Source organism: Pseudomonas sp. R3.Fl (assembly GCF_023516765.1).
GTDB classification, from domain to species: domain Bacteria; phylum Pseudomonadota; class Gammaproteobacteria; order Pseudomonadales; family Pseudomonadaceae; genus Pseudomonas; species Pseudomonas citronellolis.
On sequence record NZ_JAMGSO010000001.1, the window covers coordinates 1339846 to 1365666 of the forward strand.

General features: G+C 68.1%; 25 protein-coding genes and 1 tRNA gene. 11 read left to right on the forward strand and 15 right to left on the reverse strand.

The genetic code is table 11. The features are described from left to right. Window positions 1-213: 213 nt before the first annotated feature. Complete coding sequence (locus M8R19_RS05490) at window positions 214-819, reverse strand: MiaE family protein (RefSeq protein WP_249917252.1); 606 nt, start codon at window positions 817-819, stop codon at window positions 214-216. A 179-nt stretch (window positions 820-998) separates the two neighbouring features. On the opposite strand from M8R19_RS05490, the gene uspL reads away from it, so the two are divergent. Next, a complete protein-coding gene (gene uspL / locus M8R19_RS05495; protein WP_009623480.1) occupies window positions 999-1862 on the forward strand; it encodes a universal stress protein UspL in 864 nt (287 codons plus the stop codon). Window positions 1863-1865: 3 nt separating this feature from the next. Here uspL and M8R19_RS05500 read toward each other — a convergent pair whose 3' ends face one another. The 3 genes from M8R19_RS05500 to M8R19_RS05510 all read right to left on the reverse strand — a co-directional run bounded on the left by M8R19_RS05500 (window position 1866) and on the right by M8R19_RS05510 (window position 3893). Further along, on the reverse strand, window positions 1866-3089 hold the full coding sequence (locus tag M8R19_RS05500) for a winged helix-turn-helix domain-containing protein (RefSeq protein ID WP_074976917.1): 1224 nt from the start codon (window positions 3087-3089) through the stop codon (window positions 1866-1868). Window positions 3090-3152: 63 nt separating this feature from the next. Further along, a complete protein-coding gene (locus tag M8R19_RS05505) occupies window positions 3153-3623 on the reverse strand; it encodes a DUF3291 domain-containing protein (protein ID WP_116423660.1) in 471 nt (156 codons plus the stop codon). A gap of 36 nt (window positions 3624-3659) precedes the next feature. Continuing rightward, on the reverse strand, window positions 3660-3893 hold the full coding sequence (locus tag M8R19_RS05510; protein ID WP_043267170.1) for a DUF1127 domain-containing protein: 234 nt from the start codon (window positions 3891-3893) through the stop codon (window positions 3660-3662). A gap of 97 nt (window positions 3894-3990) precedes the next feature. On the opposite strand from M8R19_RS05510, the gene M8R19_RS05515 reads away from it, so the two are divergent. Then, a complete protein-coding gene (locus M8R19_RS05515) occupies window positions 3991-4845 on the forward strand; it encodes a LysR substrate-binding domain-containing protein (RefSeq protein WP_058070973.1) in 855 nt (284 codons plus the stop codon). A 6-nt stretch (window positions 4846-4851) separates the two neighbouring features. On the opposite strand, the gene M8R19_RS05520 is transcribed toward M8R19_RS05515, so the two are convergent. Continuing rightward, window positions 4852-5592 carry a sulfite exporter TauE/SafE family protein gene (locus tag M8R19_RS05520; protein WP_249917253.1) on the reverse strand — a complete coding sequence of 247 codons (741 nt, stop codon included), beginning with the start codon at window positions 5590-5592 and terminating at the stop codon, window positions 4852-4854. Window positions 5593-5694: 102 nt separating this feature from the next. Between M8R19_RS05520 and M8R19_RS05525 the strand changes: the two genes are divergently transcribed. From M8R19_RS05525 to M8R19_RS05540, 4 genes are all read left to right on the forward strand, one after another. Then, window positions 5695-6666: a LysR family transcriptional regulator gene (locus M8R19_RS05525; protein ID WP_249917254.1), complete on the forward strand. Its 972-nt coding sequence runs from the start codon at window positions 5695-5697 to the stop codon at window positions 6664-6666. 45 nt (window positions 6667-6711) lie between these two features. Beyond that, window positions 6712-7164 (forward strand): MarR family winged helix-turn-helix transcriptional regulator, encoded by a 453-nt coding sequence (locus M8R19_RS05530; protein WP_249917255.1) that lies wholly within the window; start codon window positions 6712-6714, stop codon window positions 7162-7164. A gap of 147 nt (window positions 7165-7311) precedes the next feature. Then, the gene (locus M8R19_RS05535) at window positions 7312-7740 is read left to right on the forward strand and encodes an organic hydroperoxide resistance protein (protein ID WP_116423655.1); all 429 of its coding nucleotides are present in this window, start codon (window positions 7312-7314) and stop codon (window positions 7738-7740) included. Window positions 7741-7767: 27 nt separating this feature from the next. Then, the gene (locus tag M8R19_RS05540; protein ID WP_249917256.1) at window positions 7768-8787 is read left to right on the forward strand and encodes an alpha/beta hydrolase; all 1020 of its coding nucleotides are present in this window, start codon (window positions 7768-7770) and stop codon (window positions 8785-8787) included. Window positions 8788-9373: 586 nt separating this feature from the next. Here the strand turns inward: M8R19_RS05540 and efp are convergent. Together efp and earP are read right to left on the reverse strand one after the other, a co-directional pair. Then, window positions 9374-9940, reverse strand: a complete 567-nt coding sequence (efp, locus tag M8R19_RS05545) for an elongation factor P (RefSeq protein WP_009623501.1) — start codon at window positions 9938-9940, stop codon at window positions 9374-9376. Window positions 9941-9983: 43 nt separating this feature from the next. After that, the gene (gene earP, locus M8R19_RS05550) at window positions 9984-11114 is read right to left on the reverse strand and encodes an elongation factor P maturation arginine rhamnosyltransferase EarP (protein WP_249917257.1); all 1131 of its coding nucleotides are present in this window, start codon (window positions 11112-11114) and stop codon (window positions 9984-9986) included. A 161-nt stretch (window positions 11115-11275) separates the two neighbouring features. On the opposite strand from earP, the gene M8R19_RS05555 reads away from it, so the two are divergent. Both M8R19_RS05555 and oprI read left to right on the forward strand, forming a co-directional pair. Beyond that, window positions 11276-11365 (forward strand) — tRNA-Ser (locus tag M8R19_RS05555). A gap of 408 nt (window positions 11366-11773) precedes the next feature. Further along, window positions 11774-12025 (forward strand): outer membrane lipoprotei OprI, encoded by a 252-nt coding sequence (gene oprI, locus M8R19_RS05560; protein ID WP_024128796.1) that lies wholly within the window; start codon window positions 11774-11776, stop codon window positions 12023-12025. 127 nt (window positions 12026-12152) lie between these two features. Here oprI and M8R19_RS05565 read toward each other — a convergent pair whose 3' ends face one another. From M8R19_RS05565 to M8R19_RS05575, 3 genes are all read right to left on the reverse strand, one after another. Then, window positions 12153-13127 (reverse strand): L,D-transpeptidase family protein, encoded by a 975-nt coding sequence (locus tag M8R19_RS05565; protein ID WP_009623505.1) that lies wholly within the window; start codon window positions 13125-13127, stop codon window positions 12153-12155. 76 nt (window positions 13128-13203) lie between these two features. Next, entirely contained in the window at window positions 13204-13482 is a 279-nt protein-coding gene (locus tag M8R19_RS05570; RefSeq protein ID WP_009623507.1) for a hypothetical protein, read from the reverse strand. A 71-nt stretch (window positions 13483-13553) separates the two neighbouring features. After that, window positions 13554-14159 (reverse strand): arylesterase, encoded by a 606-nt coding sequence (locus M8R19_RS05575; RefSeq protein ID WP_074976933.1) that lies wholly within the window; start codon window positions 14157-14159, stop codon window positions 13554-13556. A gap of 10 nt (window positions 14160-14169) precedes the next feature. Here M8R19_RS05575 and M8R19_RS05580 point away from each other — a divergent pair, with 10 nt between their 5' ends. From M8R19_RS05580 to greB, 3 genes are read left to right on the forward strand one after another with little or no spacing between them, the layout of a single operon-like run. Further along, on the forward strand, window positions 14170-14853 hold the full coding sequence (locus tag M8R19_RS05580; protein ID WP_009623509.1) for an ABC transporter ATP-binding protein: 684 nt from the start codon (window positions 14170-14172) through the stop codon (window positions 14851-14853). A gap of 13 nt (window positions 14854-14866) precedes the next feature. Beyond that, complete coding sequence (locus tag M8R19_RS05585; protein ID WP_116423855.1) at window positions 14867-17359, forward strand: ABC transporter permease; 2493 nt, start codon at window positions 14867-14869, stop codon at window positions 17357-17359. 37 nt (window positions 17360-17396) lie between these two features. Next, window positions 17397-17894, forward strand: a complete 498-nt coding sequence (gene greB, locus M8R19_RS05590; protein WP_074976940.1) for a transcription elongation factor GreB — start codon at window positions 17397-17399, stop codon at window positions 17892-17894. Between the two features lie 284 nt (window positions 17895-18178). On the opposite strand, the gene M8R19_RS05595 is transcribed toward greB, so the two are convergent. The 5 genes from M8R19_RS05595 to M8R19_RS05615 are packed head-to-tail and all read right to left on the reverse strand — an operon-like array spanning window position 18179 to window position 25780. Beyond that, a complete protein-coding gene (locus M8R19_RS05595) occupies window positions 18179-19000 on the reverse strand; it encodes a peptidylprolyl isomerase (protein ID WP_249917258.1) in 822 nt (273 codons plus the stop codon). Between the two features lie 11 nt (window positions 19001-19011). Continuing rightward, window positions 19012-19695 (reverse strand): respiratory nitrate reductase subunit gamma, encoded by a 684-nt coding sequence (gene narI, locus M8R19_RS05600; protein ID WP_249917259.1) that lies wholly within the window; start codon window positions 19693-19695, stop codon window positions 19012-19014. 13 nt (window positions 19696-19708) lie between these two features. Then, window positions 19709-20470 (reverse strand): nitrate reductase molybdenum cofactor assembly chaperone, encoded by a 762-nt coding sequence (gene narJ / locus M8R19_RS05605; protein WP_249917260.1) that lies wholly within the window; start codon window positions 20468-20470, stop codon window positions 19709-19711. Further along, window positions 20463-22019 (reverse strand): nitrate reductase subunit beta, encoded by a 1557-nt coding sequence (gene narH, locus M8R19_RS05610; RefSeq protein WP_249917261.1) that lies wholly within the window; start codon window positions 22017-22019, stop codon window positions 20463-20465. Before narH ends, narJ begins: the two co-directional genes overlap by 8 nt. Then, complete coding sequence (locus M8R19_RS05615) at window positions 22016-25780, reverse strand: nitrate reductase subunit alpha (protein ID WP_249917262.1); 3765 nt, start codon at window positions 25778-25780, stop codon at window positions 22016-22018. The genes narH and M8R19_RS05615 overlap by 4 nt, the downstream gene beginning before the upstream one ends. Between the last annotated feature and the right edge of the window lie 41 nt (window positions 25781-25821).

Genomic DNA, 25821 nt, shown 5'->3' on the forward strand with positions numbered 1-25821 from the left:
CGACTGCGCCGGGGTGCCTTTCGTAGGATGGGTTGAGCTTGCGAAACCCATCGGGCCATGGTGATGGGTATCGCTTCGCTCAACGCCATCCTACGAAAAACCGTGCTTTCCCGGAGGTGTAGGAGCGGACTCCGTCCGCGATTGGGCCCGCCGGCCAAGCTGGGTTATCCGGTAGCACCGAGCCCCTTCACCCCAACCTGAAAGCCAAAGGCCTCAAGCCACCCGTGGCACACCGCTATGAAAGCGGAACTCCTCGTCCGGCGAACTGATGAGACCCGCCTCGACCTCACGAATATCCTCCACCCGCCGCTGGATATCGGCCTCGTCACCATACCGCCGCGCCAATGCCAGGTATCCCTGGAAGTGCCGCGCCTCGGACTTGAGCAGCGAACCATAGAACTTCGCCAGATCCGCATCCAGGTGGTCGACCAGGGCGGCGAAGCGCTCGCAGCTGCGGCATTCGATGAAGGCGCCGACGATCAGGGTGTCGACCAGCTTGTGCGGCTCGTGGTTGCGCACCGCCGCGCGCAGGCCCGAGGCATAGCGGCCGGCGGAGATCGGCCGCAGGGCGATGCCGCGCTTCTTGAGGATCGCCAGCACCTGCTCGTGGTGGCGCAGTTCCTCGCGCGCCAGGCGCGACATGAAGTTCACCAGTTCCTCGTGGGCGCTGTACTTGGCGATCAGCGCCAGGGCGGTGCTGGCGGCCTTGAACTCGTTGTTCTTGTGGTCGATCAGCAGCACTTCCTGGTCCCGCAACGCGGCCTCGACCCAGGCATCGGGCGTGGCGCAACCGAGGAATTCGCGGATTTCGGACAACATGACGGGCTCCAGTCACTCAGCGCCGCCGCGCAAAAGGGTTCGCCGGCGGCCAAAGGCGGAGCATTATACGAATGCAGCGGCGCACGGCCAGCGCCACACTTGATGCATCTCAAGAACCGCTCGGCCGGATCGCGTCTACAGTTGCTGCAAAGCAACGGCAAGTGCCAAGGGAGACGACCATGCAAGCCATCCGCAGCATTCTCGTAGTAGTGGCCCCCGACCAGCCCGACGGCCTGGCGCTCAAGCGCGCCAAGCTGATCGCCAGCGTCACTCAATCCCACCTGCACCTGCTGGCCTGCAGCAAGCAAGGCGACGCCGGCGCCCGGCTGGAGGAACTGACCGCCAGCCTGCGCGAGGAAGGCTACAGCAGCAGTTGCCGGCAGGCCTGGCACGACAGCCTACACGCCACCATCATCGCCGAGCAGCAGGCCGAGGGCTGCGGCCTGGTGGTCAAGCAGCACCACCCCGACAGCCCGCTGAAGAAGGCGCTGCTCACCCCCGACGACTGGAAGCTGCTGCGCTACTGCCCCGCTCCCGTGCTGCTGGTGAAGAGCGCCACGCCCTGGGCCGGGCGCAACATCCTCGCCGCGGTCGACGTCGGCAACAACGACGCCGAGCACCACGCGCTGCACGCCAATATCGTCAGCCACGCCTACGACATCGCCGGGCTGACCCACGGCCAGTTGCACGTGATCAGCGCCCACCCCTCGCCGATGCTGTCTGCCGCCGACCCGACCTTCCAGCTCAGCGAGACCATCGAAGCTCGCTACCGCGAGGCCTGCAAGGCATTCCAGGCCGAGTACGGGGTGGACGACCAGCACCTGCACATCGAGGAAGGCCCGGCCGACGTGCTCATCCCGCGTACCGCGCACCAGCTGGACGCGGCGGTGACGGTGATCGGCACCGTGGCGCGCACCGGCTTCTCCGGCGCGCTGATCGGCAACACCGCCGAGGTGGTGCTCGATGCCCTGGAAAGCGACGTGCTGGTGCTCAAGCCGGACGAAGTCATCGCCCACCTCGACGAACTGGCGGCCAAGGCCTGACAGCTAGGCGCCAGCCCCGGCGCCGAGCATCGCCCGCAGGCGGACGCCCTCCGCCTTGCGGCAGTTCACATGCACGCCCTCCAGGCCCAGCCAGGTGGCCATTTCGCGCAACTGGCCGGCCAGCGCCAGCATCCCCTCCTCGCCCAGCGGCCGCTGCTCCTCGTGCACGGCATGGACCGCCAGGCGCCCCGCCGCCCGCTCGGCGCGCAGGTCGATGCGCGCCGCCAGGCGTTCGCCGAACAGGAAGGGCAGCACGTAGTAGCCGTAGACCCGTTTGTGCTGCGGGGTGTAGATCTCCAGGCGGTAGCGGAAGTCGAACAGCCGTTCGGTGCGGGTGCGCTCCCACACCAGGGAGTCGAAGGGTGAGAGCAGTGCGCTGGCCGCCACCTTGCGCGGAATGACTGGTTCGCCGGCGACGTAGGCCGCCTGCGACCAGCCCTGCACGCGCACCTGGCGCAGCGCGCCGGCCTCGACCAGTTCGGCCAGGCGCGCCTTGCTGTCCGCCGGCTCCAGGCGGAAGTAGTCGCGCAGGTCGGTCTCGCTGGCCACGCCCAGGGCGTTGGCGGCGTGCAACAGCAGGCCGCGCTGGGCCTGCTCGGCATCCAGTTCGGGCGCATCCAGCACGGCGGCGGGCAGCACCCGCTCCGGCAGGTCATACAGCCGCTCGAAGCCACGCCGTCCGGCCACAGTCACCTCGCCGGCGGCGAACAGCCATTCCAGGGCGTGCTTCTCGTCGCTCCAGTCCCACCAGGGGCCGGCCCGCTCGCTGCGGGTGGTCAGGCTGCCGGCGCCCAGGGCGCCCTGCTCGCGGACCGCCTGCAGCACGCGCTCGATCACTTCGCGGCGTTCCTCGCCGAAGCGCGCCAACTGCTTGTAGATGCCCTGCCCCACGGCCGCGCGGCGCATGCGCCAGCGCATCAGCGGATAGAGTTCCAGCGGCAGCAGGGACGCCTCGTGCCCCCAGTACTCGAACATTCGCCGGTGGCGCCCGGCGCTCCAGGCCGCCTCGTCCAGCAGGGCCTGCGGATAGCTGCCCAGGCGCGAGAAAAGCGGCAGGTAGTGCGAGCGGGTCAGGGCGTTGACCGAGTCGATCTGCAACACGCCCAGGCGTTCCAGCACCTGCTGCAGGTGCCGGCGCTGCACCTGGCTGCGCGGCCGCCGGCTGGCGAAGCCCTGGGCCGCCAGGGCCAGGCGGCGGGCTTGCTTGAGGGACAGGCTGTCGGTCATGGGGCGCTTCCTGCTGGCGGGATCGAAGCCCTCGATCCTACGCCAAAGCCGCCAGCGCCGACATCAGGCCGGCAGCGCTTGCGCGCTGGGCGCGGGGAACGGCCGGGCGATACTGAAGGCCTCGGCGCTCGGCCCATGTTCGGCCAGACGCTGCAATGCCGCACGGGCCTGGGCCAAGGTCGGCAGTTGCCCGGCCGGCAGCCACCAGAGCGCCAGGCTCGGCCCCGGCAGCTTCTCCATCCATTCCTTGCGCCGGCGCAGCACGCTCAGGTGCTCGCCGCCATAGACATAGTCGCGCAGCGCCTCCAGGGACTCCCAGAGCGACAGGTTGACGATGATCCGCGGGTCGGCGAAGGCCTGGATGCCGGTGGCGTCGCCCGCCTCGTCCTGCAGGCGCCAGACGAAGCCGGGACTGGCCTCGGCCAGGGCGTTGATGGGCGCCAGCTGGTCGACGAAATCCTGCATCAGCGGGTGGTCGAGAGGGGCCCTGGCCCGGGCGATGTTGACCTGGGCCAGGTGGTAGCGGTGCGGCATGGGCCTTTCCTTGTGCTCGTGCAATATAGAAGGGGTTCAGCGACGCAGGTGGTCGATCCAGAAGGGCTTCTCTGCCTCCTGCAGGATGTCGGCGCGGCTCAGGCCGATGTCCTTGAGCGCCGCATCGCTGAGCCTGGCCAACTGCTCGCGCTGCCGGGCCAGTTCCCGCCAGCGGCGGATGCGGCCCAGCAGGCGCTGCCAGAAGGCCGCGCCGGCGTGCCGGCGGGTGAATACCGAGGGTGTCATCACGAAACCGAATTGCGCTTTCATCGTGTCGTCCTCCCTGTGGGGTTGGCGCCAGTCTCGCGCCGGGCATAAGATCAATCCAACGAATCATTCTTATGCATCCCATCTTGGAGATTGATGTATGAGCGCCTTCCCCAGCATCGACAGCGAACTGCTGCGCACCTTCGTCGCCATCGCCGACCACGGCGGCTTCACCCGCGCCGCCGAGGTGGTCAACCGCACCCAGTCGGCGGTGAGCATGCAGATGAAGCGCCTGGAGGAAGACGTGCTGGAACGCACCCTGTTCGAGCGCGACGGCCGCCAGGTGCGCCTGACGCCCGAAGGCCAGGTGCTGCTGGGCTACGCGCGGCGCATCCTGCGGCTGCAGGGCGAGGTGTTCAACACCCTGCGCCAACCGCACATGGTCGGCGCGGTGCGCATCGGCACGCCGGACGACTACGTGATGCGCTTCCTCCCGGAAATCCTCTCGCGCTTCGCCCAGGCCTACCCGCTGGTGCAGGTGGAAGTGCATTGCGAGAGCTCCTCGCAACTGCTCACCCGCAAGGACCTGGACCTGACCATAGTCACCCGCGAGCCGGGCACCGAGATCGGCCAGCTGCTGCGCCAGGAGCCCTTCGTCTGGATGGCCGCGGAAAGCTTCTGCCCGCAGGAACAGCGCCCGCTGCCGCTGGCGATGTTCAACACCACCTGCTTCTGCCGCGCCTGGGCCTGCAACGCCCTGGAAGCGCTGGAGATCGACTACCGCATCGCCTACAGCAGCCCCAGCCTCTCGGCGCTGTTCGCCGTGGCCAGCGCGGGCCTGGCGGTCACCGCCCAGCTGCGCAGCCTGCTCACCGGCAACCTGCGCATCATCGGCGAGGAGGAAGGCCTGCCGGCCCTGCCCTCGGCGAGCATCGTGCTGCTGCGCAACCCGGCGCGGCAGTCGCCGGTCACCGACAAGCTGGCCGACTACATCGTCGAAGGCTTCTCCGCCTGAGCCGGCTCACTGGCGCAGCAGAAGCAGCGCGCAACCCACCAGGAACAGGCTGAAGGCGAAGCGCAGGGCGCGCTCGGGCAGCGCATGGGCCAGCCTCACGCCCCAGGAGATGCTCAGCAGGCCGCCGGCCGCGAGGCAAGCGCCCATGCGCCAGTCGACGTGGCCATGCAGCGCATAGGTACCCAGCGCCACCGCCGTGCTCGGCGCGGCCAACGCCAGGGCCAGCCCCTGGGCCACCACCTGGGTGAAGCCGAACAGCGAGGTCAGCACCGGCGTGGCCAGCACGCCGCCGCCCACCCCGAACAGCCCGCCCAGGGAACCCGCGCCCAGGCCGAGGGCGGCGAACCAGGGCAGGCCCGGTGTTTCCTCGCGCGGCTGCGCCTCGCTGCGCTGGCGCAGCAGCAGGTAGCCGGCCAGGGCCAGCAGGAACACCACGAAGGCCGTGCGCATGTGCGCCGCGTCGATGCGAAGCGCCAGGCTGGAAGCGAGGAAGGCGCAGAGCAGGCCGGTCACCGCAAGCACCGCCGCCTGGCCGGGATCGATACGATTGCGCTGGTGATAACGGCGCAGCGCCAGCAGCACGTTGGGCACCACCATCACCAATGCCGTGCCCTGGGCCAGTTGCTGGTCGAGGCCGAACAGCACGCCCAGCGCCGGGATCGCCAGCAGGCCGCCGCCGATGCCGAACAACCCGCCCAGGCAACCCAGAACCAACCCCAGGACGAAATCCAGCCCCATCTCCAGCATGCGAACCTCCAAATACGTCGAGGCCATGCTAGAAAACCGCCGCTGGATGGGAAACGCAAAGCCCAGCACAATGGCTTTGCGCTTTACGCATAGGTAAGCACCATGACTCCCACCGCCCTGGAAGACCAGTTGGACCTGTTCCTCGACGTGCTCGACAACGGCAGCTTTTCCGCCGCCGCGCGCCTGCGCCAGCTCACGCCCTCGGCGGTGGCGCGACGCATGGATGCCCTCGAACGCGGCCTCGGTAGCCCGCTGCTGGCCCGCAGCACCCACGTGGTGCGCGCCACGCCGGCCGGGCTGGCCTTCGCCGAGCGCGCCCGGCGCATAGTCGAGGAACTGCGCCAGGCCCGCGCCGAGGCGGTGTCGCTGAGCACCGCGCCCGAAGGCCTGATCCGCATAGACGCGCCCGTGCCCTTCGGCCGCCGCCACCTGGCACCGGCCATCGCCGACTTCCTCAAGGCCAACCCCGGCCTGGACGTGCAGCTGCGCCTGATCGACAGCTTCACCGACCTGCAGGGCGACAACCTCGGCCAGGTCGACCTGGTGCTGCGCATCGGCCCGCTGCCGGACAGCCGCCTGGTGGCCACGCCGCTGGCGCCCATGCGCCGCATCGTCTGCGCCAGCGCCGACTACCTGGCCCGCCACGGCCGGCCGACCTCACCGCTGCAGTTGCCCGAGCACGTCGGCCTGGACTGGGAAGGCCTGGCGCCGCCGCTGGCCTGGCGCTTCGCCGTCGACGGGCGCCTGCAGCACCTGCGCCCGCGGCGCCTGCGGCTGACCGCCAACAACGCGGAAACCCTGGTCGAAGGCGCCCTGCAGGGGCTCGGCCTGGCCCACCTGCCGACCTGGCTGTGCAGCGAATACCTGGTGCGCGGCGAACTGCAGCCGCTGTTCTGCGAGCCGGGCCTGCCGGAAGCCGAACCGGGCGGCATCCACGCCCTGCGCCTGGAGCGCGGCACCCACCCGCGCAGCCAGCGCCTGCTGGCCTTCCTCGTCGAGCGCTTCGGCTTCCCGCCACCCTGGGACAGCGCCCTCGCCGCGCACCTGGCAGGCAAGGAACTGGCGAAGAAATAGCCAGCGCGCTAAATTAAGGCGCAATCATCTATTCGGAGGCCCGTCATGAGCCAACCCAAGGACGCCTGCGAATCGCTCAAGCTCGACAACCAGCTGTGCTTCGCCCTCTACTCCACCTCGCTGCAGATGACCAAGGTGTACAAGCCCCTGCTCCAGCAACTGGGCCTGACCTACCCGCAGTACATCGCCATGCTGGTGCTCTGGGAACAGGACGGCATCACCGTCGGCGAGATCAGCGCGCGCATGCTCACCGACCCCGGCTCCCTCACCCCGCTGCTCAAGCGTCTGGAAGGCGAAGGCCTGATCACCCGCAAGCGCAGCGCCAGCGACGAGCGGGTGGTCGAACTGCGCCTGACCGACAAGGGCCGGGAGCTGCGCCAGCAGGCCGAGAGCATCCCGGCCTGCATCCTCACCGCCAGCGGCCTGTCCCTCGAAGAACTGGGCAGGCTGAAGAACGAACTGGTGGACCTGCGCGGCAGCCTGCAAGTCTCGGACTAGAGGCTTATTCCCTACATCGAGCTCTCTTATCGCGAACTCTTCCAATAAATATCTTGCGCGCAAGATAACTCAGGACTAACTTCTGCTTCACGCACTTACTTAGCGCGCAAAATTTTAACGAGCAAACTGACATCCGGAGACACTGCCATGCAAACCATCAAAGCCCTCTACACCGCCACTGCCACCGCTACCGGAGGCCGCGACGGCCGCGCCGTTTCCTCCGACGGCAACCTCGACGTGAAACTGACCACCCCGCGCGAACTGGGCGGCCAGGGCGGCGCCGCGACCAACCCCGAGCAGCTCTTCGCCGCCGGCTACTCGGCCTGCTTCATCGGCGCGCTGAAGTTCGTCGCCAGTCAGAGCAAGCGCCAGCTGCCCGCCGACGCCTCCATCACCGGCAAGGTCGGCATCGGCCAGATCCCCGGCGGCTTCGGCCTGGAAGTGGAACTGAACATCACCCTGCCGGGCCTGGAGCGCGCCATCGCCGAGGAACTGGTGGCCGCGGCCCACCAGGTCTGCCCGTACTCCAACGCCACCCGCGGCAACATCGACGTGCGCCTGAACATCGCCGTCTGACCCCACCCAGCCCAAGGAGACCCGAACATGAAAGCGCTCAGCAAAACCCTCGCAGGCGGCCTGCTCGCCCTGGCCATCGGCAACGCCTTCGCCGCCGGCAGCCCCGGCGTGCAGCACGACACCCAGGCCTTCCTCGAAGCCCTGGAGGCCGGCGGCGGCAAACCTCTGGAAACCCTGTCGCCGAAAGACGCCCGCGCGGTACTGACCGGCGCCCAGGCCTCGGTGAAGGTCGACCTTTCCGGCACCAACGTCAGCGAGAAGACCATCCAGGCTGACGGCCAGCGCATCAAGCTGACCATCGTCCGCCCGGCAGGCGCCAAGGGCACCCTGCCCGCTTTCATGTTCTTCCACGGCGGCGGCTGGGTGCTGGGCGACTACCCGACCCACGCCCGGCTGATCCGCGACCTGGTGGTGAACTCCGGCGCGGTGGCGGTGTACGTCGACTACACGCCCTCCCCCGAGGCCCACTACCCGGTGGCGATCAACCAGGCCTACGCCGCCACCAGGTGGGTGGCCGAGCACGGCAAGGAAATCGACGTCGATGGCGCGCGCCTGGCGGTGGCCGGCAACAGCGTCGGCGGCAACATGGCCGCGGTGGTCGCACTGATGGCCAAGGACAAGGGCACACCGAAGCTGCGCTTCCAGGCCCTGCTGTGGCCGGTGACCGACGCCAGCTTCGAGACCGGCTCATACGGCCAGTTCGCCCAGGGGCACTTCCTCACCAAGCCGATGATGCAGTGGTTCTGGGACAGCTACACCACCGACGCCAAGCAGCGCGCCGAGATCTACGCCTCGCCGCTGCGCGCCAGCACCGAGCAACTGAAAGGCCTGCCGCCGGCACTGGTGCAGACCGCCGAGTTCGACGTGCTGCGCGACGAAGGCGAAGCCTACGCCCGCAAGCTGGACGCCGCCGGCGTGGCCGTCACCGCCACGCGCTACAACGGCATGATCCACGACTACGGCCTGCTCAACCCACTGGCCAAGGTGCCCGCCGTACAGGCAGCCATGCGCCAGGCTGGCGAGGAGCTGAAAGTGCATCTGAAGTAACGGACGCCAGAAACGAAGAAGCCCGGCATCTGCCCCCTCACCCCAGCCTTCTCCCGAAGGGAGAGGGGGCAGTTCGTGCCACCGGGGCGTCCGGCGTGGCCGGTGGTTCCAATCGCGGACGGAGTCCGCTCCTACAGGGAGGAATACCATGCTTCCCGGCAACTTGTAGGAGCGGGCCCTGCCCGCGATTCGCGCGCAGGGCGCGCTCCTACAGGGGGAGTGGCGCGGCTGGGGCAGCGCAGGAGCGGATCTCATCCGCGAAACGCGCCGATACGTCCGGCTATCGCGGACAAGGTCCGCTCCTACCCCCTCCGGCGAACACAAGACCCGCAGGATGGCGTTGAGCGAAGCGATACCCATCACCACGACCGCATGGGTTTCGCCAAGGCTCAACCCATGCGTTGAGGCGCACCTCGGCGCAGCCGGCAAGACAGTTGCTCCTACGCCCGGGGGCGCCTGGTTCGGGCCTGCGTGGCGGGGAGTTCGCGAATGAAAAAATGCCGTTTCTCCCATGGAGAGAAACGGCATTCTTTCTTAAGTGAAAAGCTCTACGGCATCTGCCGGGCTTTTCACATCACGCGAAGGCTCAAGCCTTGACGCGGGACTTGTACTCGCCGGTGCGGGTATCGATCTCGATGGAGTCGCCGATTTCGCAGAACGCGGAAACCTGCAGCTCAGCACCGTTCTTCAGGCGAGCGGTCTTCATGACCTTGCCAGAAGTATCGCCACGGACAGCCGGCTCGGTGTAGACGATTTCACGAACGATGGTGGTCGGCAGTTCGACGGAGATCACCTTGTCGTTGTAGAAAACCGCTTCGCAGACGTCGGTCATGCCGTCTTCGATGAAGGTCAGCACGCCTTCCAGGTCGCCCTTCTCGATCTCGTACTGGTTGAACTCGTTGTCCATGAAGACGTACAGCGGGTCCGCGAAGTAGGAGTAGGTCACTTCCTTGCGGTCGAGAATGATCGGTTCCAGCTTGTCATCGGCCTTGAACACGGTCTCGGTGCCGGCGCCGGTCAGCAGGTTCTTCAGCTTCATCTTGACGACGGCGCTGTTACGGCCGGACTTGTTGAACTCGGCCTTCTGGATGACCCAGGGGGCGCCGTTGATGTTGGCAACCTGGCCTGCGCGGAACTCTTGAGCGGTTTTCATACGAATATCCGATTTGGATTGGAGACAAAAAACAGGGGACGTATCATAGCCAATTTGTATAAAAACGCACCAGCCCCGCGGCGAGATCCGGCTGTGCGGCATGCTTTTCGCTCCAGCGCAGCGCCCATTCCCGCCAGGCTCCGGCCCGCTGCTGCAATGCCATCCAGGCCGTCGCCGCGTCGCCAAGGCCGTTCCAGGCGTGCCAGTAGGCCAGCAGGGCAGCCTCGAGCCCGGGCTCCATGCCCTCGGTATAGATAGAGAGGAAGGCGTCCAGCTTCTCCAGGTGCACGCCCTCCTCCTGCTCATAGATGTGCCAGACGAATGGCCGCCCCGCCCAGAGCGCGCGGACGAAGGAATCCTCGCCGCGCACCGCGTTGACGTCGCAGCTCCACAGCAGCAGGTCGTAGTCCTCCTGGCGGACGAACGGCAATACCTGCAGGCGCAGGTTGCCGCGCCGATGGCGGTCGCCCGGCGCCAGCCCCGGCAGGCCCAGCCAGTCGGCGACATCACCCAGCACGCGCCCTTCCGGCACCAGCAGCAGCGTCGGCTGCACGTCTTGCGCCAGCGCGTCCAGCCAGGGCGCCAGCGCCGGGTTCTCGTAGGCGAACAGGGAAATCAGACGCTCCCTACCCTCCACTTCCACACCAAGGGACGCCAGGAATGCCCGGCGACTGGCATCGTCCGCCTGGAAGGCCCGGCGCCGCTCGATCAGCCCCGCCTCCCGCAGCAGGCCGCCGACGCCCGGCTGCGCCCCGGGGAAATAGAAGTACTTCTGCAGACCGTTGGCCTGCAGCGAAGGCAGGGCGTGGCAGGAAGCCACCCAGTCCTCGGCGCTGAGGTATTCCAGGTTCAGCCACAGCGGCGCCACGGCGCGCTCGCGCATGGCCTCCACATAAGCCGGCGGCAACGGGCAGGCGAATGCCTCGATGACCACGTCGGCGGCCGGCGTGTCTTCCCACAGCGCAGGCCAGTGGCGGACTTCGACGCCCGCCTGGCGCTGGCCGGGCAGCGCTGGATCGGCCCCGGGGCACAGCCGCGCGAAGGCATTCAGGTCGTCCACCCACAGGCGCACCGCCTGGCCGTGCTCGCCGGCGAGCTGGCGGGCCAGGCGCCAGGTCACGCCGATGTCGCCATAGTTGTCCACCACGCAGCAGAAGATGTCCCAGCTCGCCATCGCACTCGCCTTTCGAAGGAAGCCGCCAGTTTAGCAAGGCGGGCCGCCCCGGTTTCCCCGCGACGTCCTTAAGCCGATGAATCCGTTGAAAAAACATTTGCCTTTCGGAAAACCTTTGAGTAAAGTGCGCGCCTCGACAGACACAGCGCTGTCGAAACCCTGGTGAGGTGTCCGAGCGGTTGAAGGAGCACGCCTGGAAAGTGTGTATACGGGAAACCGTATCGAGGGTTCGAATCCCTCCCTCACCGCCAGATCAAAAAGCCCGGCTGACTGATGAAGTTAGCCGGGCTTTTTCGTTCCAGCGCGTTGCACTCGCAATGCACCCTTGCAATTGGCGACACAGTTAGTCGCCATTAGTTCCCAGCAGACTTTCGTCCTATCGCGTTTTAGCATTACTTCGGACGTCTATACTCGGATATTCCGCCCTCGCCTCGGCTCCTCCCAACAGCCCCGCTGTAGGGCAGTCGCGGACACTTGCACATTTTTTGCACAACTATCGGGCAATTAAGAGTTCAAGCCGCCCCGGCATGAAAAAAAAGTGCCGTACTTGCGCTTGGTCAGTTTACTTACTACAAGTAATGAGTACTATGTAGTCCGGCTAATTTCCCAGTCCCATGGGGAATTGCTTTAATGGAAATGTCCACCTTAAGGGGAACACGATGAACAACGTTCTGAAATTCTCTGCTCTGGCTCTGGCTGCTGTTCTGGCCACCGGTTGCAGCAGCCACTCGAAAGAAACCGAAGCCCGTCTGACCGCTACTGAAGACGCCGCTGCCCGTGCCCAAGCCCGCGCTGACGAAGCCTATCGTCACGCTGACGAAGCTCTGGCCGCTGCTCAGAAAGCCCAGCAGACTGCTGACGAGGCTAACGAGCGCGCTCTGCGTATGCTGGACAAAGCCAGCCGCAAGTAATAGATCCTCGGATCTGTTCGAAAAGCCGACCTCTCGAGGTCGGCTTTTTTATTGCCCGGACTTTCTCCCGGGCAATGAAAAGCCCGCGGACCTTGCGGTCGGCGGGCTCGGCACAACGGCGCAGGCGTCAGGGCATCTGCACGGTGGTGTTCTCGCTGGCAGCCACCGAGGAACCGGGCTGCTGCGGCATGGCGATGGCCACCGGCAAGCCGTCTTCGGCCGCCACCACTTCGCGCACCACGTTCCAGTCCATCTGCATCTGGTTGGCGATGTCTTCGCGCTTGAGCAGCGCGTTGATCACTGCGGTGTGCTTGTCCACGACCGAGGGGTTGCCGTGGTCGTCGATCGGCGTATGGGCCTCGAGGTAGATCTTGCCTTCGCTGCGGCCGAACTTGTACGGCTCGTTGATGATGCGCACCGAAGTGCCCACCGGCACCATCGGGAACAGCTCGGTCACGTCGCCGTTGTACATGCGGAAGCAGCCGTGGCTGGTGCGGGTGCCGATGCCGAACTTCTTGTTCGAGCCGTGGATCAGGTAGCCGGGAACGCCCAGCGACATCTTGAACGGGCCCAGCGGGTTGTCCGGCCCCGGCGGCACCACGGTCGGCAGCGGGTCGCCGTCGGCGGCGTGCTCGGCGCGGATCGACGCCGGCGGGTACCAGGCCGGGTCCTTGGTCTTGGCGACGATGCTGGTGTGGGCGATGGGCGAGCCCCAGCCCTCGCGGCCGATACCCAGCGGGTAGGTGTAGACCACGTTCTTGCCTTTGGGGAAGTAGTACAGGCGGTACTCGGCGATGTTGATCACGATGCCTTCGCGCGGGCCGGGCGGCAGGATGAAGCGCGTCGGGATGATGACCTCGGTGCCCACGCCGGGCAGCCAGGCGTCGACGCCCGGGTTGGCGGCGAGCATTTCCTGGTAGCCCAGGTCATAGGTCTGGCCGAGGTCGGCGAAGGTGTCTTCGTACTTGGCCTTGATGACCTGCACCTGGCCGACGATATCCTCGCCGGGCGCCGGCAGCGGCAGCTCGAGGGCGGAAACGGGGCCGGCCGAGAGCAGCGCGGCAAAAGACAGCGAGCAGGCGGCGATAACACGCGACAACATCCGGAGATCCTTGGCGAGAGCACAGTTGACAGAGGGGGCGGTAGTGTACCACTCAGACCCTATTTTCCGGGAGAGTTCACAATACCCAGGAAAATCGTTGCCCGCGTTTTTCCTGCTCCAGGCGTTTCAGGCATTCCGGACACAGCCGCCGGTCGCGCAGCTGCGGCCGCCGGGCCTCGCGCCAGAGCGGTTGCGCCGGCAGCAGGCCGCCGCACAGGGTTCGGTCCGCGGGGGAGCCGAGCTCCAGCTGCCGGGCGACGAGATGCACGCGCACCTCGCGGCAGGCGAACAGATCGAGCTGGGAATCGGGTTCGATCAGCTGGTAGGCGAAGAGGGTCCAGGCGGGGCGGGACATGGCGGCTCCTGAAGGGTGCGCAAACATAGCGGAAAGCCCCCGCGCGGGGAAGCCTTCCGACAGCCCGGCGATCAGAGCAACGGCTTGAGCTGCGGCCAGACGTTGTCCAGCAGGCGCGGCTGCGCGGCCACGGCCGGATGGATGCCGTCGGCCTGCATCATCTGCGGCACGCCGCCCACGCCGTCGAGGAAGAACGGCACCAGCGGCACCCCGCCCTGCTCGGCGACCTGCTGGAACACCCGGGCGAAAGCCTGGGTATAGCGTTCACCATAGTTGGGCGGCAGGCGCATGCCCAGCAACAGCACCTTGGCCCCGGCCTGGCGCGAGGCCGCGACCATCGAAGCAAGATTCTGTTGCAATTGCTGCGGCGCCTGCCCGCGCAGGCCGTCGTTGCCGCCCAGCTCGATCACCACGACGCCGGGTTTCTCCCCGGAAAGCAGCGCCGGCAGGCGCGCCAGGCCACCGGCGCTGGTGTCGCCGCTGACCGAGGCATTGACCACCCGGTAGTCGAAACCCTCGTCCTTCAGCCGCTGCTCCAGCAGGCTGACCCAGCCGCGGCCGGTATCCACTCCCAAACCGGCGCTGATACTATCGCCGACGACCAGCAGCGTCTGCGCCGCGGCTTGCTGGGCGACCAGCAGCAACGCCAGGCAGACGCTCGATAGCCATGCACGCATCGGACCCTCCATGAGCGAAAGCATTCTCACCGCGCGCAACCTTAGCAAGGTCGTTCCCAGCGCGGAAGGCGAGCTGACCATCCTCCACGACCTCTCCCTGGCCCTGCAGCGCGGCGACAGCCTGGCCATCGTCGGCAGTTCCGGCTCCGGCAAGTCCACCCTGCTCGGCCTGCTGGCCGGGCTCGACGAGCCCAGCGGCGGCAGCGTGGAACTGGCCGGGCACCGCCTGGGCGAGCTCGACGAGGACCAGCGCGCACGGGTGCGCGCCGCCCACGTCGGCTTCGTCTTCCAGTCGTTCCAGCTGCTCGACAGCCTCGACGCCCTGGAAAACGTCATGCTGCCCCTGGAGCTGGAGGGCCGCGGCGACGCCCGCGAGCGCGCCCGCACCCTGCTCGAGCGCGTCGGCCTGGGCCAGCGCCTCACCCACTACCCGCGCCAGCTCTCCGGCGGCGAGCAGCAGCGCGTCGCCATCGCCCGCGCCTTCGCCGCCGAACCCGACGTGCTGTTCGCCGACGAGCCCACCGGCAACCTCGACAGCACCACCGGCGAGCGCATCAGCGACCTGCTCTTCGAACTCAACCGCGAGCGCCGCACCACCCTGGTCCTGGTCACCCACGACGAGCGCCTGGCGCACCGCTGCCAGCGGCAGATCCGCCTGGAAAGCGGCCACCTGATCGACCACGCGGAGCCCTGAGCCGATGAAATCGCTGCCGCTGTCGCGCCTGTTCGGCCTGGCCCTGCGCCAATTGCTGCGCGAGTGGAGCAGCGGCGAGCTGCGCGTGCTGTTCTTCGCCCTGCTGGTGGCGGTGGCCGCCAGCTCCGCCATCGGCTACTTCAGCGCGCGATTGAACGGCGCCATGCTGGTGCGCGCCTCGGAATTCCTCGGCGCCGACCTGGTCCTCAGCGGCACCCAGCCGGCCGCCCCGCAGCAGATCGACAGCGGCAACCGCCTGGGCCTGAAGCACGCCTACAGCGTCGAGTTCTCCAGCGTCATCGCCACCGACCAGGGCATCCAGCTCAGCAGCGTCAAGGCGGTGGACGACAGCTACCCGCTGCGCGGCGAGCTGAAGAGCGCGGCGGCGCCCCTGGAGCCGGAACGCGCCGGCGGCCGGCCGCAACCCGGCGAAGTCTGGGTCGAGACGCGGCTGCTCACCAGCCTCGACCTGAAGGTCGGCGACAGCATCGAGATCGGCCGCCAGGACCTGCGCATCGCCCGCGTGCTGACCTACGAGCCGGACCGCGCCGGCGACTTCTACAGCCTCACCCCGCGGGTAATGATGAACCTGCACGACCTGCAGGCCACCGGCGTGGTCCAGCCCGGCAGCCGGGTGCGCTACCGCGACCTCTGGGAAGGCGACGGCCAGGCCCTGCAGGCCTACCGCCGCGCGGTGGAGCCGGGGCTTGCGGCGAACCAACGGCTGCTCGACGCGCACCACGGCAACCGCCAGATCGGCGACGCCCTGGAGCGCGCCGAGCGCTACCTGAACCTCGCCAGCCTGGCGGCCATTCTCCTCGCCGGCGTGGCGGTGGCGCTCTCGGCCAACCGCTTCGCCGCCCGCCGCTTCGACGCCAGCGCCCTGCTCCGCTGCCTGGGCCTGACGCGCCGCGAAGCACTGCTTCTTTATGGCCTGCAGCTGTTCAGCCTGGGCCTGGCCGCCAGCCTGCTCGGCGCGCTGCTCGGCTACCTGGCGCAGCTCGGCCTGGTGACGCTGCTGGGCGACCTGCTGCCGCCACAGATTCCGCCGGCCGGGCCGGTGCCGGCGCTGGCCGGCGTGGCCACCGGCCTGGTCGCCCTCGCCGGTTTCGCCCTGCCGCCGCTGGCCGCCCTGGGCCGGGTGCCGCCGTTGCGGGTGCTGCGCAGCGACCTGCTGCCGGTGCCCATGCGCAGTTGGCTGGCCTACGGCTGCGCGCTGCTGGCGCTGGGCCTGATCATGTGGCGGCTGAGCCTGGACCTGCGCCTGACCCTGGCCCTGCTGGGCGGCGGCGTGGTCGCCGCGGCCATCCTCGGCGCCCTGCTGCTGCTCGCCCTGAACGGCCTGCGCCGCCTGCTGTCGCGCGCCAGCCTGCCCTGGCGCCTGGGCCTGGGCCAGTTGCTGCGCCACCCGCTGGCCGCCGCCGGGCAGAGCCTGGCCTTCGGCCTGATCCTGCTGGCCATGGCGCTGATCGCCCTGCTGCGCGGCGAGCTGCTGGACACCTGGCACGCCCAGTTGCCGGCCAACGCGCCCAACTATTTCGCCCTGAACATCCTGCCGGCGGAAAAGGACGCCTTCGAAGCCCGCGTGCGCAAGGTCTCGCCCAACGCCGAAGGGCTGTTCCCCATGGTCCCCGGGCGCCTGGTGGCGGTGAACGGCCAGCCGGTGCAGACGCTCAGCGAAGACGTGCGCAGCGAGCGCGCCCTGCAGCGCGACCTTGGCCTGACCTGGTCGCAGAAGCTGCCCGCCGGCAACCAGCTGGTGGCCGGGCGTTGGTGGGGCGACGCGCCAGCCGGCGAACTACCCGGCGTCTCGGTGGAGGAAAAGCTCGCCGGCAACCTCGGCATCAAGCTCGGCGACCGCCTGAGCTTCAACGTCGCCGGGCAGACCCGCGAGGTGCAGGTGCAGAGCCTGCGCTCGGTGAAGTGGGACAACTTCCAGCCGAACTTCTTCATGGTCTTCCAGCCCGGCACCCTCGCCGACCTGCCGGTGACCTACCTGACCAGCTTCTACCTGCCCGCCAGCGACCAGCGCAGCGCCATCGAGCTGGCCCGCGCCTTCCCCACCGTCACCCTGCTGCCGGTGGACGTGCTGCTGGCGCAGCTGCGCAGCATCCTCGACCAGGTCACCCTGGCGGTGGAATACGTGCTGGTGTTCGTCCTCGCCGCCGGCTTCGTAGTGCTCTTCGCCGGTCTGCAGGCCACCCTCGACGAGCGCCTGCGCCAGGGCGCCCTGCTGCGCGCCCTGGGCGCCGAGCGCGAGCTGCTGCAACGCACCCGGCGCAGCGAGTTCGCCCTGCTCGGCGCGGTCAGCGGCGTGCTGGCGGCCCTGGGCTGCGAGCTGATCAGCTACCTGCTCTACAGCCTGGTGTTCCAGCTGCCCTGGCATCCGCACCCCTGGCTGCTCGGCCTGCCGCTGCTGGGCGCGTTGCTGGTGGGCGGCGCCGGGCTGTTCGGCACGCGCCGGGCGCTGACCCTGAGCCCGCTGCGCCTGCTCCGCGAAGGCTGATAGACTCCAGGGCCCGCCCAGCCACAGCCGGAACCCCATGAGCCGTTATCGCCCGCCGCGCACCGCCGGAACCCCGTTGATCACCCCCGAAGGCGAGGCGCGCCTGCGCGCCGAACTGCACGAACTGTGGAACGTGCGCCGCCCCCAGGTGACCCAGGCGGTGAGCGAGGCGGCCGCGCTCGGCGACCGCTCGGAGAACGCCGAGTACATCTACGGCAAGAAGATGCTGCGCGAGATCGACAGCCGCGTGCGCTTCCTGCGCAAGCGCCTGGAGAACCTCAAGGTGGTGCGCGACCGCCCGGGCGACCCGCACAAGGTCTACTTCGGCGCCTGGGTGACGCTGGAGGACGAGGACGGCGAACAGGCCCGCTACCGCATCGTCGGCCCGGACGAGCTGGACCTGCGCAGCAACCAGATCAGCATCGACTCGCCCCTGGCCCGCGCCCTGGTGGGCAAGGAGCTGGACGCCGAAGTCATGGTGCGCACGCCGGCGGGCGAGAAGCTCTGGTTCGTGGTCGAGATCGACTATCCCTGAGCGCTGCCCCGCGCAGCGCCTGCCGGCGCAATCGCGGACAAGGCCCTCTCCTACGGTCCCAGGAAGCACGGCTTTTCGTAGGATGGCGTTGAGCGAAGCGATACCCATCACCGCAACCGCATGGGTTTCGCAAGTGCTCAACCCATCCTACAAAGAGCACCTCGGCGCAAGACAGTTGCTCCTACGGGGGGAGGAATACCGTGCAACCTGTAGGAGCGGGCCCTGCCCGCGATTTCGCGCGCAGGGCGCGCTCCTACAGGTGAATGGTGCGGGTGGCGCTCACGTCACGACCGGGCGCCATGCTCGGGGCTGTCGTCCAGGGTGATGCCTTGCACTCCGATTTCCTTCTCCAGCGCCAGCAGGTACTGGCGCAGGGCCTGGCGGGTGGATTCTTCGCGCAGGCTGTGGCGGACGCGGGTGCTGACCTGGGCGTAGGGCAGCGGGAGGCTTTCCTGGCGTTGGTCGATGCTGACCAGGTGCCAGCCGTAGCGCGAGGCCAGGGGGCGGTCATGCAGGCCCAGGGGCAGGCGGTGCAGGGCCTGGTCGAGTTCGGCGACGGTCTGCCCGGCGCGCAGCCAGCCCAGGTCGCCGCCTTCTTCTTTCGACGGGCAGGCCGAGTGGCGTTGGGCGAGTTCGGTGAAGCGTTGCGGGTCGCGGTGCAGTTCGCGCAGCAGTTTTTCGCCCAGGTGATAGTGGGCGTCACGGGCGCTGGCGTCGTCCGGGGCGGCGGGCAGGAGGATGTGGCGGACCTTGATCCTGGCCGGCTCGGCGAAGCGTTCGCGGTGGGCTTCGAAGTAGCGCCGGCAGGCGTCCTCGTTTGGCTCGGGGACTTGCAGTTCGCGCTCCAGCAGCGCCGCCACGGCCTGGTCGGCGCCCTCCTCCGCCAGTTCGCCCGCGGGCAGCAGGCCGAGGCTGGCGGCCCTTTGCCCGAGCAGTTCGCGCACCACCAGGGCGCGGGCCGCCTGCAGTTGCGCCTCGGCCAGGGAGGCGGCCGGGTGGAAGGGGGTTTCCCGGGCGATGTCGGCTTCGCTGAGCCGGGCGCTGCCGACGCGGATGACCGCGGCGGGTTCGGCCGGCAGGTTCTCGACGGCGATCATTTGGGCCATGGCTTCGCTCCTCAGCCGCGCCGGCGGACGATCTGGTAGTTACGCCCGAAGTAGCCCAGGGGGATGCTCCAGACGTGCACCAGGCGTGTGAAGGGGAACAGCAGGATGATGGTCAGGCCGATGAAGATGTGGATCTTGAAGATCAGCGGCGTACCGATCAGGAAGCTGGCCGCATCACCGCGGAAGAACACGATGGACTGCGCCCAGCCGGCCAGGGCCAGCATCATTTCGCCGTCCAGGTGGTGCAGCGAGAAGAAGATGGTGATCAGCCCCAGGCTCGCCTGCAACAGCAGCAGGGCGATGATCAGGTTGTCCATGAAGCTGGACGAGGCGCGCACCCTGGGGTTGAACAACCGGCGCCAGAGCAGCATGCCGCCGCCGATCACGCAGAGCACCCCGGCCGCGCCGCCGAAGAGGATGGCCATGAGCTGCTTGTGGCCGGCGGAGAGGAACGGCTCGTAGACCCAGTGCGGCGTCAGCAGGCCGACCAGGTGGCCGAAGAAGATCGCCAGGATGCCGATGTGGAACAGGTTGCTGGCCAGACGCATGTGGCGGCTGGAGAGCAGCTGGCTGGAGCCGGTCTTCCAGGTGTACTGGCCGTAGTCGTAACGCAGCAGGCTGCCGAGCAGGAACACGGTGCCGGCCAGGTAGGGGTAGTAACCGTAGAGCAGGTGCAGAACGTAGTCTTCTAACATGGTGAGCCTCCGTTCATTGGCCGTCCGCCAGGGGGGACGGGGTGGCGGGCAGGACCTGGACGACCTGAGGCACCGCCTGGTACTTGCGCTCGGCCAGGCGCCGGCCCTCGGCGGACTGCAGGCTGCAGTCCTGGTCGGTCTCGGCGTTGAAGCGGACGATTTCCTCTTCCCACACCGCGTCCAGGGCCTGCGGGGTGTGATCCGGCGCTTCCCCCTCGACCGCCGGGCGCTGCTGCTGGATCAGCTCGCTGCGGCCGATCAGCGCCAGCAGCGCGTGGGGCACCAGCGCGTGGTCGGCGCCGCGCTCTTCCAGGCGCGCGGCGAGCAGCGCGAGGATGTGCTGGATGTCGCCCAGCCACTGGCCGATCTCGGCGTGGCTGCGGGTGGAGAGGTATTCGAGGAACAGCGGCAGGTGGTCGGGCAACTCGCGGGCGTCGAGCTGGAAGCCGGCGGCCTCGTACTCGGCCAGCAGGTCGACCATGGCCTGGCCGCGGTCGCGGGATTCGCCGTGGACGTGCTCGAACAGCAGCAGCGAGACCGAGCGGCCGCGGTCGAAGAGTTCGACGTAGGCTTCCTGCAGGTCCAGCAGGTCGCTCTGCGCCAGGCGTTGGCACCACTGGCCCAGGCGCTTGCGCAGGGGCTCGGGCAGGCGCATCTCGTCGTCGAGGATGGCGGCCAGTTCGCCGGCCGCCGCCTGCAGCTCGGCGCAGGGGTAGTCGAGCAGCCGGGCCAGCACGCGCAGGCTCAGCAGGCCCTGGGGCTGGCGCTCATCCATGGCGGCTGTCCTCGACCGGGTCGAAGGTCTGCACCGGCTTGACCAGGGTGGTGGTCTGCTTGCTGCCGCCGAACAGGCTGACCTCGCTGTTGCCGCCGTGGCAGCCGTTGCCGAAGCTGAAGCCGCAGCCGCTGCGCTCGGCGTAGGCGTCGGGCAGGGCCTCGCGGTGGCCGGTGGGGATGACGAAGCGGTCCTCGTAGTTGGCGATGGCCAGGTAGCGGTACATCTCTTCCACCTGGCGCTGGCTCAGGCCGACCTGCTGCAGCACTTCGCTGTCGAGGGTGCCGTCCACATGCTTGGCGCGCATGTACACGCGCATGGCCATCAGCCGCTTGAGGGCCAGCACCACCGGCGCCTCTTCGCCGGCGGTGAGCATGTTGGCCAGGTAGCGCACGGGGATGCGCAGCGATTCGATCTTCGGCAGCACGCCGTCGAATTCCACGTGGCCGGCCTCGGCGGCGGACTGGATGGGCGACAGCGGCGGCACATACCAGACCATCGGCAGCGTGCGGTATTCCGGGTGCAGCGGCAGCGCCAGCTGCCAGTCGATGGCCAGCTTGTACACGGGCGAGGCCTGGGCCGCGGCGATGACGCTGTCGGGCACGCCGTCCTTGCGCGCCTGCTCGATCACTTGCGGGTCGTGGGGGTCGAGGAAGATTTCGCACTGGCGGTGGTAGAGGTCGCGGTCATCGGCCGAGGCGGCCACTTCCTCGATGCGATCGGCATCGTAGAGCAGCACGCCGAGGTAGCGGATGCGGCCCACGCAGGTCTCCGAGCACACCGTCGGCTGGCCGGTCTCGATGCGCGGGTAGCAGAAGATGCACTTCTCGGATTTGCCGCTCTTCCAGTTGTAGTAGATCTTCTTGTACGGGCAGCCGCTGATGCACATGCGCCAGCCGCGGCACTTGTCCTGGTCGATCAGGACGATGCCGTCTTCCTCGCGCTTGTAGATGGCGCCGCTGGGGCACGAGGCCACGCACGCCGGGTTCAGGCAGTGCTCGCACAGGCGCGGCAGGTACATCATGAAGGTGTTTTCGAACTGCCCGTAGATGTCGGCCTGGACCTGCTCGAAGTTGATGTCCTTGCGCCGCTTGGCGAACTCGGTGCCCAGCAGTTCTTCCCAGTTCGGCCCCCACTCCACCTTGTCCATGCGCAGCCCGCTGATCAGCGAGCGCGGCCGCGCCACCGGCTGGTGCTCGCCCTGGGCGGCGCTGTGCAGGTGCTGGTAGTCGAAGGTGAAGGGTTCGTAGTAGTCGTCGATCTGCGGCAGGTCGGGGTTGGCGAAGATGTTCGCCAGCACCCGCCACTTGCCGCCGATGCGCGGATTGATGGAACCGTCGGCATTGCGCACCCAGCCGCCGTTCCATTTCTTCTGGTTCTCCCATTCCTTGGGGTAGCCGATGCCGGGCTTGGTCTCGACGTTGTTGTACCAGGCGTACTCGATGCCTTCGCGGCTAGTCCAGACGTTCTTGCAGGTGACCGAGCAGGTGTGGCAGCCGATGCACTTGTCGAGGTTGAGGACCATGCCGACCTGGGAACGGATCTTCATTTCACCGCCTCCTGCTGGTAGTCGTTGCCTTCGCCGTCGAGCCAGTCGATGCGCTTCATCTTGCGCACGATGACGAACTCGTCGCGGTTGGAGCCGACGGTGCCGTAGTAGTTGAAGCCGTAGGACAGCTGCGCGTAGCCGCCGATCATGTGGGTCGGCTTGGGACACACCCGCGTCACCGAGTTGTGGATGCCGCCGCGCGTGCCCGTCACTTCGGAGCCGGGCACGTTCAGGATGCGCTCCTGGGCGTGGTACATCATCGCCATGCCCGGGCGCACCCGCTGGCTGACCACCGCCCGCGCGGCGATGGCGCCGTTGGCGTTGTAGAGCTCGATCCAGTCGTTATCGACCACGCCGATGGCGCGCGCGTCGTCCTCGCTGATCCAGACGATGGGCCCGCCGCGCGACAGCGTCTGCATCAGCAGGTTGTCGCTGTAGGTGGAGTGGATGCCCCACTTCTGGTGCGGCGTCAGCCAGTTCAGGGCGATCTCCGGGTTGCCGTTGCCGCGCGGCTCGGCGACGCTGGCCGCGGCCTTGGTGTCGATGGGCGGACGGTAGACCATCAGGCTCTCGCCGAAGGCGCGCATCCAGGGGTGGTCCTGGTAGAACTGCTGGCGGCCGCTGAGGGTGCGCCAGGGGATCAGCTCATGCACGTTGGTGTAGCAGGCGTTGTAGCTCACGTGCTCGTCCTCCAGGCCCGACCAGGTGGGGCTGGAGATGATCTTGCGCGGCTGCGCCACCAGGTCGCGGAAGCGGATTTTCTCTTCCTGCTTGGGCCGCGCCAGGTGGGTGTGGTCGCGCCCGGTGATCTTCGACAGCGCGGCCCAGGCCTTGACCGCCACCTGGCCATTGGTTTCCGGGGCCAGGGTGAGGATCATCTCCGCTGCATCCACCGCCGAGGCCAGGCACGGGCGGCCGACGGAAGAACCTTCGTGCTTGCGGTAGTTGAGCTTGCCGAGCAGGTCGACCTCTTCCCGGGTCTGCCAGGCGATGCCCTTGCCGCCGTTGCCCAGGGTGTCCAGCAGCGGGCCGACGGAGCTGAAGCGCTCGTAGGTTTCCGGGTAGTTGCGCTTGACCTCGATCAGCGAGGGCATGGTCTTGCCGGGTATGGGCTCGCACTCGCCCTTCTTCCAGTCGCGCACTTCGGGCTGGGCCAGCTCGCCGGGGCTGTCGTGCTGCAGCGGCAGGGTCACCAGGTCCGTCTCCTCGCCCAGGTGGCCGACGCACAGGCGCGAGAAGGCGCGGGCGATGCCGTCGTAGATCTGCCAGTCGCTGCGCGCTTCCCAGGCCGGGTCGGTGGCGGCGGTCAGCGGGTGGATGAAGGGGTGCATGTCCGAGGTGTTGAGGTCGTCCTTCTCGTACCAGGTGGCGGTCGGCAGCACCACGTCGGAGTACAGGCAGGTGGTGGACATGCGGAAGTCGAGGGTCACCAGCAGGTCGAGCTTGCCCTCGATGGGCTCGTCCTTCCACAGCACTTCCTCGGGCTTCTGCTTGCCGGCCTCGCCCAGGTCCTTGCCGAGCACGCCGTTCTTCGTGCCCAGCAGGTACTTGAGCATGTACTCGTGGCCCTTACCCGAGCTGCCCAGCAGGTTGGAGCGCCAGACGAACAGGTTGCGCGGGTGGTTCTGCGGGTTGTCCGGATCTTCGCTGGCGAAGCGCAGCTGGCCGCTCCTGAGCTGTTCCACCACGTAGTCGGCGGTGCTCTTGCCGGCGGCCTGGGCCGCGGCGGCCAGGCGCAGCGGGTTGGTGCTCAGCTGCGGCGCCGAGGGCAACCAGCCCATGCGCTCGGCGCGCACGTTGAAGTCCACCAGGCTGCCGCCGAAGTCCTGCGGCCGGGCCAGGGGCGAGAGCAGTTCCTTCACCTCCAGCTTCTCGTAGCGCCACTGGCTGGAGTGGTTGTAGAAGAACGAGGTGCCGTTCATGTGCCGCGGCGGGCGGTGCCAGTCCAGGGCGAAGGCCAGGGGCGTCCAGCCGGTCTGCGGGCGCAGCTTCTCCTGGCCGACGTAGTGCGACCAGCCGCCGCCGCTCTGGCCGATGCAGCCGCAGAGGATCAGCATGTTGATCAGCCCGCGGTAGTTCATGTCCATGTGGTACCAGTGGTTCATCCCGGCGCCGACGATGATCATGGAGCGGCCGTGGGTCTTGTCGGCGTTCTCGGCGAACTCGCGGGCGATGCGGATCATCTGCGCCGCCGGCACCCCGGTGATCGCCTGCTGCCAGGCCGGGGTGTAGGGCTTGAGCTGGCCGTAGTCGCTGGCGCCGTCATCCTCGCCGGCGCCGCCCACGGTGGGCTGCAGGCCGCGGTCGATGCCGTAGTTGGCGGCCATCAGGTCGAACACGCTGGCCACCAGCGCCTCGCGGCCGTCGGCCAGTTGCAGGCGCTTGGCCGGCACGTGGTGGTAGAGCACGTCGCGCACGGGCACGTTGGGGAAGTGCTTGCGCTCGATGCCGCCGAAGTACGGGAAGGCCACCCGTGCCACCTCGTCGTGGCGCCCCAGCAGCGACAGCGCCAGGCGCACCTCGCGGCCCTCGGCGTCCACCGGTTCCAGGTTCCAGTGGCCGGACTCGCCCCAGCGGAAGCCGATGGAGCCGCGCGGCACCACCAGGCGCTCGCCCTCCTCGTCCCAGGCCACGGTCTTCCACTCGGGGTTGTTGGCCTGCGCCAGCTGGCCGGCGAAGTCGGCGGCGCGCAGCTGCTTGCCGGGGACCAGGCCGCCTTCGGCGCGCGGTTCCAGTTCCACCAGGATCGGCAGGTCGGTGTAGCGGCGCGCGTAGTCGGTGAAATAGCTCCGCGGGTTCTCCAGGTGGAATTCCTTGAAGATCACCTGGCCCATGGCGATGGCCAGGGCCGAGTCGGTGCCCTGCTTGGCGCTCATCCACTCGTCGCAGAGCTTGGAGATTTCCGCGTAGTCCGGGGTGATGGCCACGGTCTTGGTGCCCTTGTAGCGCACCTCGGTGAAGAAGTGCGCGTCGGGGGTGCGCGTCTGCGGCACGTTGCTGCCCCAGGCGATCAGGTAGCCGGAGTTGTACCAGTCGGCCGACTCGGGCACGTCGGTCTGCTCGCCCCACACCTGCGGGGACGCGGGCGGAAGGTCGCAGTACCAGTCGTAGAAGCTCAGGCATACCCCGCCGATCAGCGACAGGTAGCGGGTGCCCGAGGCGTAGCTGACCATGGACATGGCCGGGATCGGCGAGAAGCCGGCGACGCGGTCCGGGCCATAGGTCTTGATGGTGTAGACGTTGGCCGCGGCGACCAGCGTCTGCAGCTCATCCCAGTCGCTGCGCACGAAGCCGCCGCGGCCGCGGATGGACTTGTACTGCCTGGTCTTCTGCGGGTCTTCGACGATGCTCGCCCAGGCCTGCACCGGGTCGGCGTGGCTGGCCAGCGCCTCGCGCCACAGCTGGATCAGCGCCTTGCGCACCAGCGGGTACTTCAGCCGGTTGGCGCTGTACAGGTACCAGGAGTAGCTGGCCCCGCGCGGGCAGCCGCGCGGCTCGTGGTTGGGCAGGTCCGGGCGGGTGCGCGGGTAATCGGTCTGCTGGGTTTCCCAGGTCACCAGGCCGTTCTTCACGTAGATCTTCCAGCTGCACGAGCCGGTGCAGTTCACCCCGTGGGTGGAGCGGGCGATCTTGTCGAACTGCCAGCGCTGGCGGTAGCCGTCCTCCCAGGCGCGGCTCTCATCGCGGGTCTCGCCGTGGCCGCCGGCGAATTCCGGCGGGCGTTTGACCAGGTAGCGCAGGCGGTCGATGAAGTAACTCATGTCTGTCCTCCTTGCAGGGCAAAAGCCGCCCTGCGCGCGGG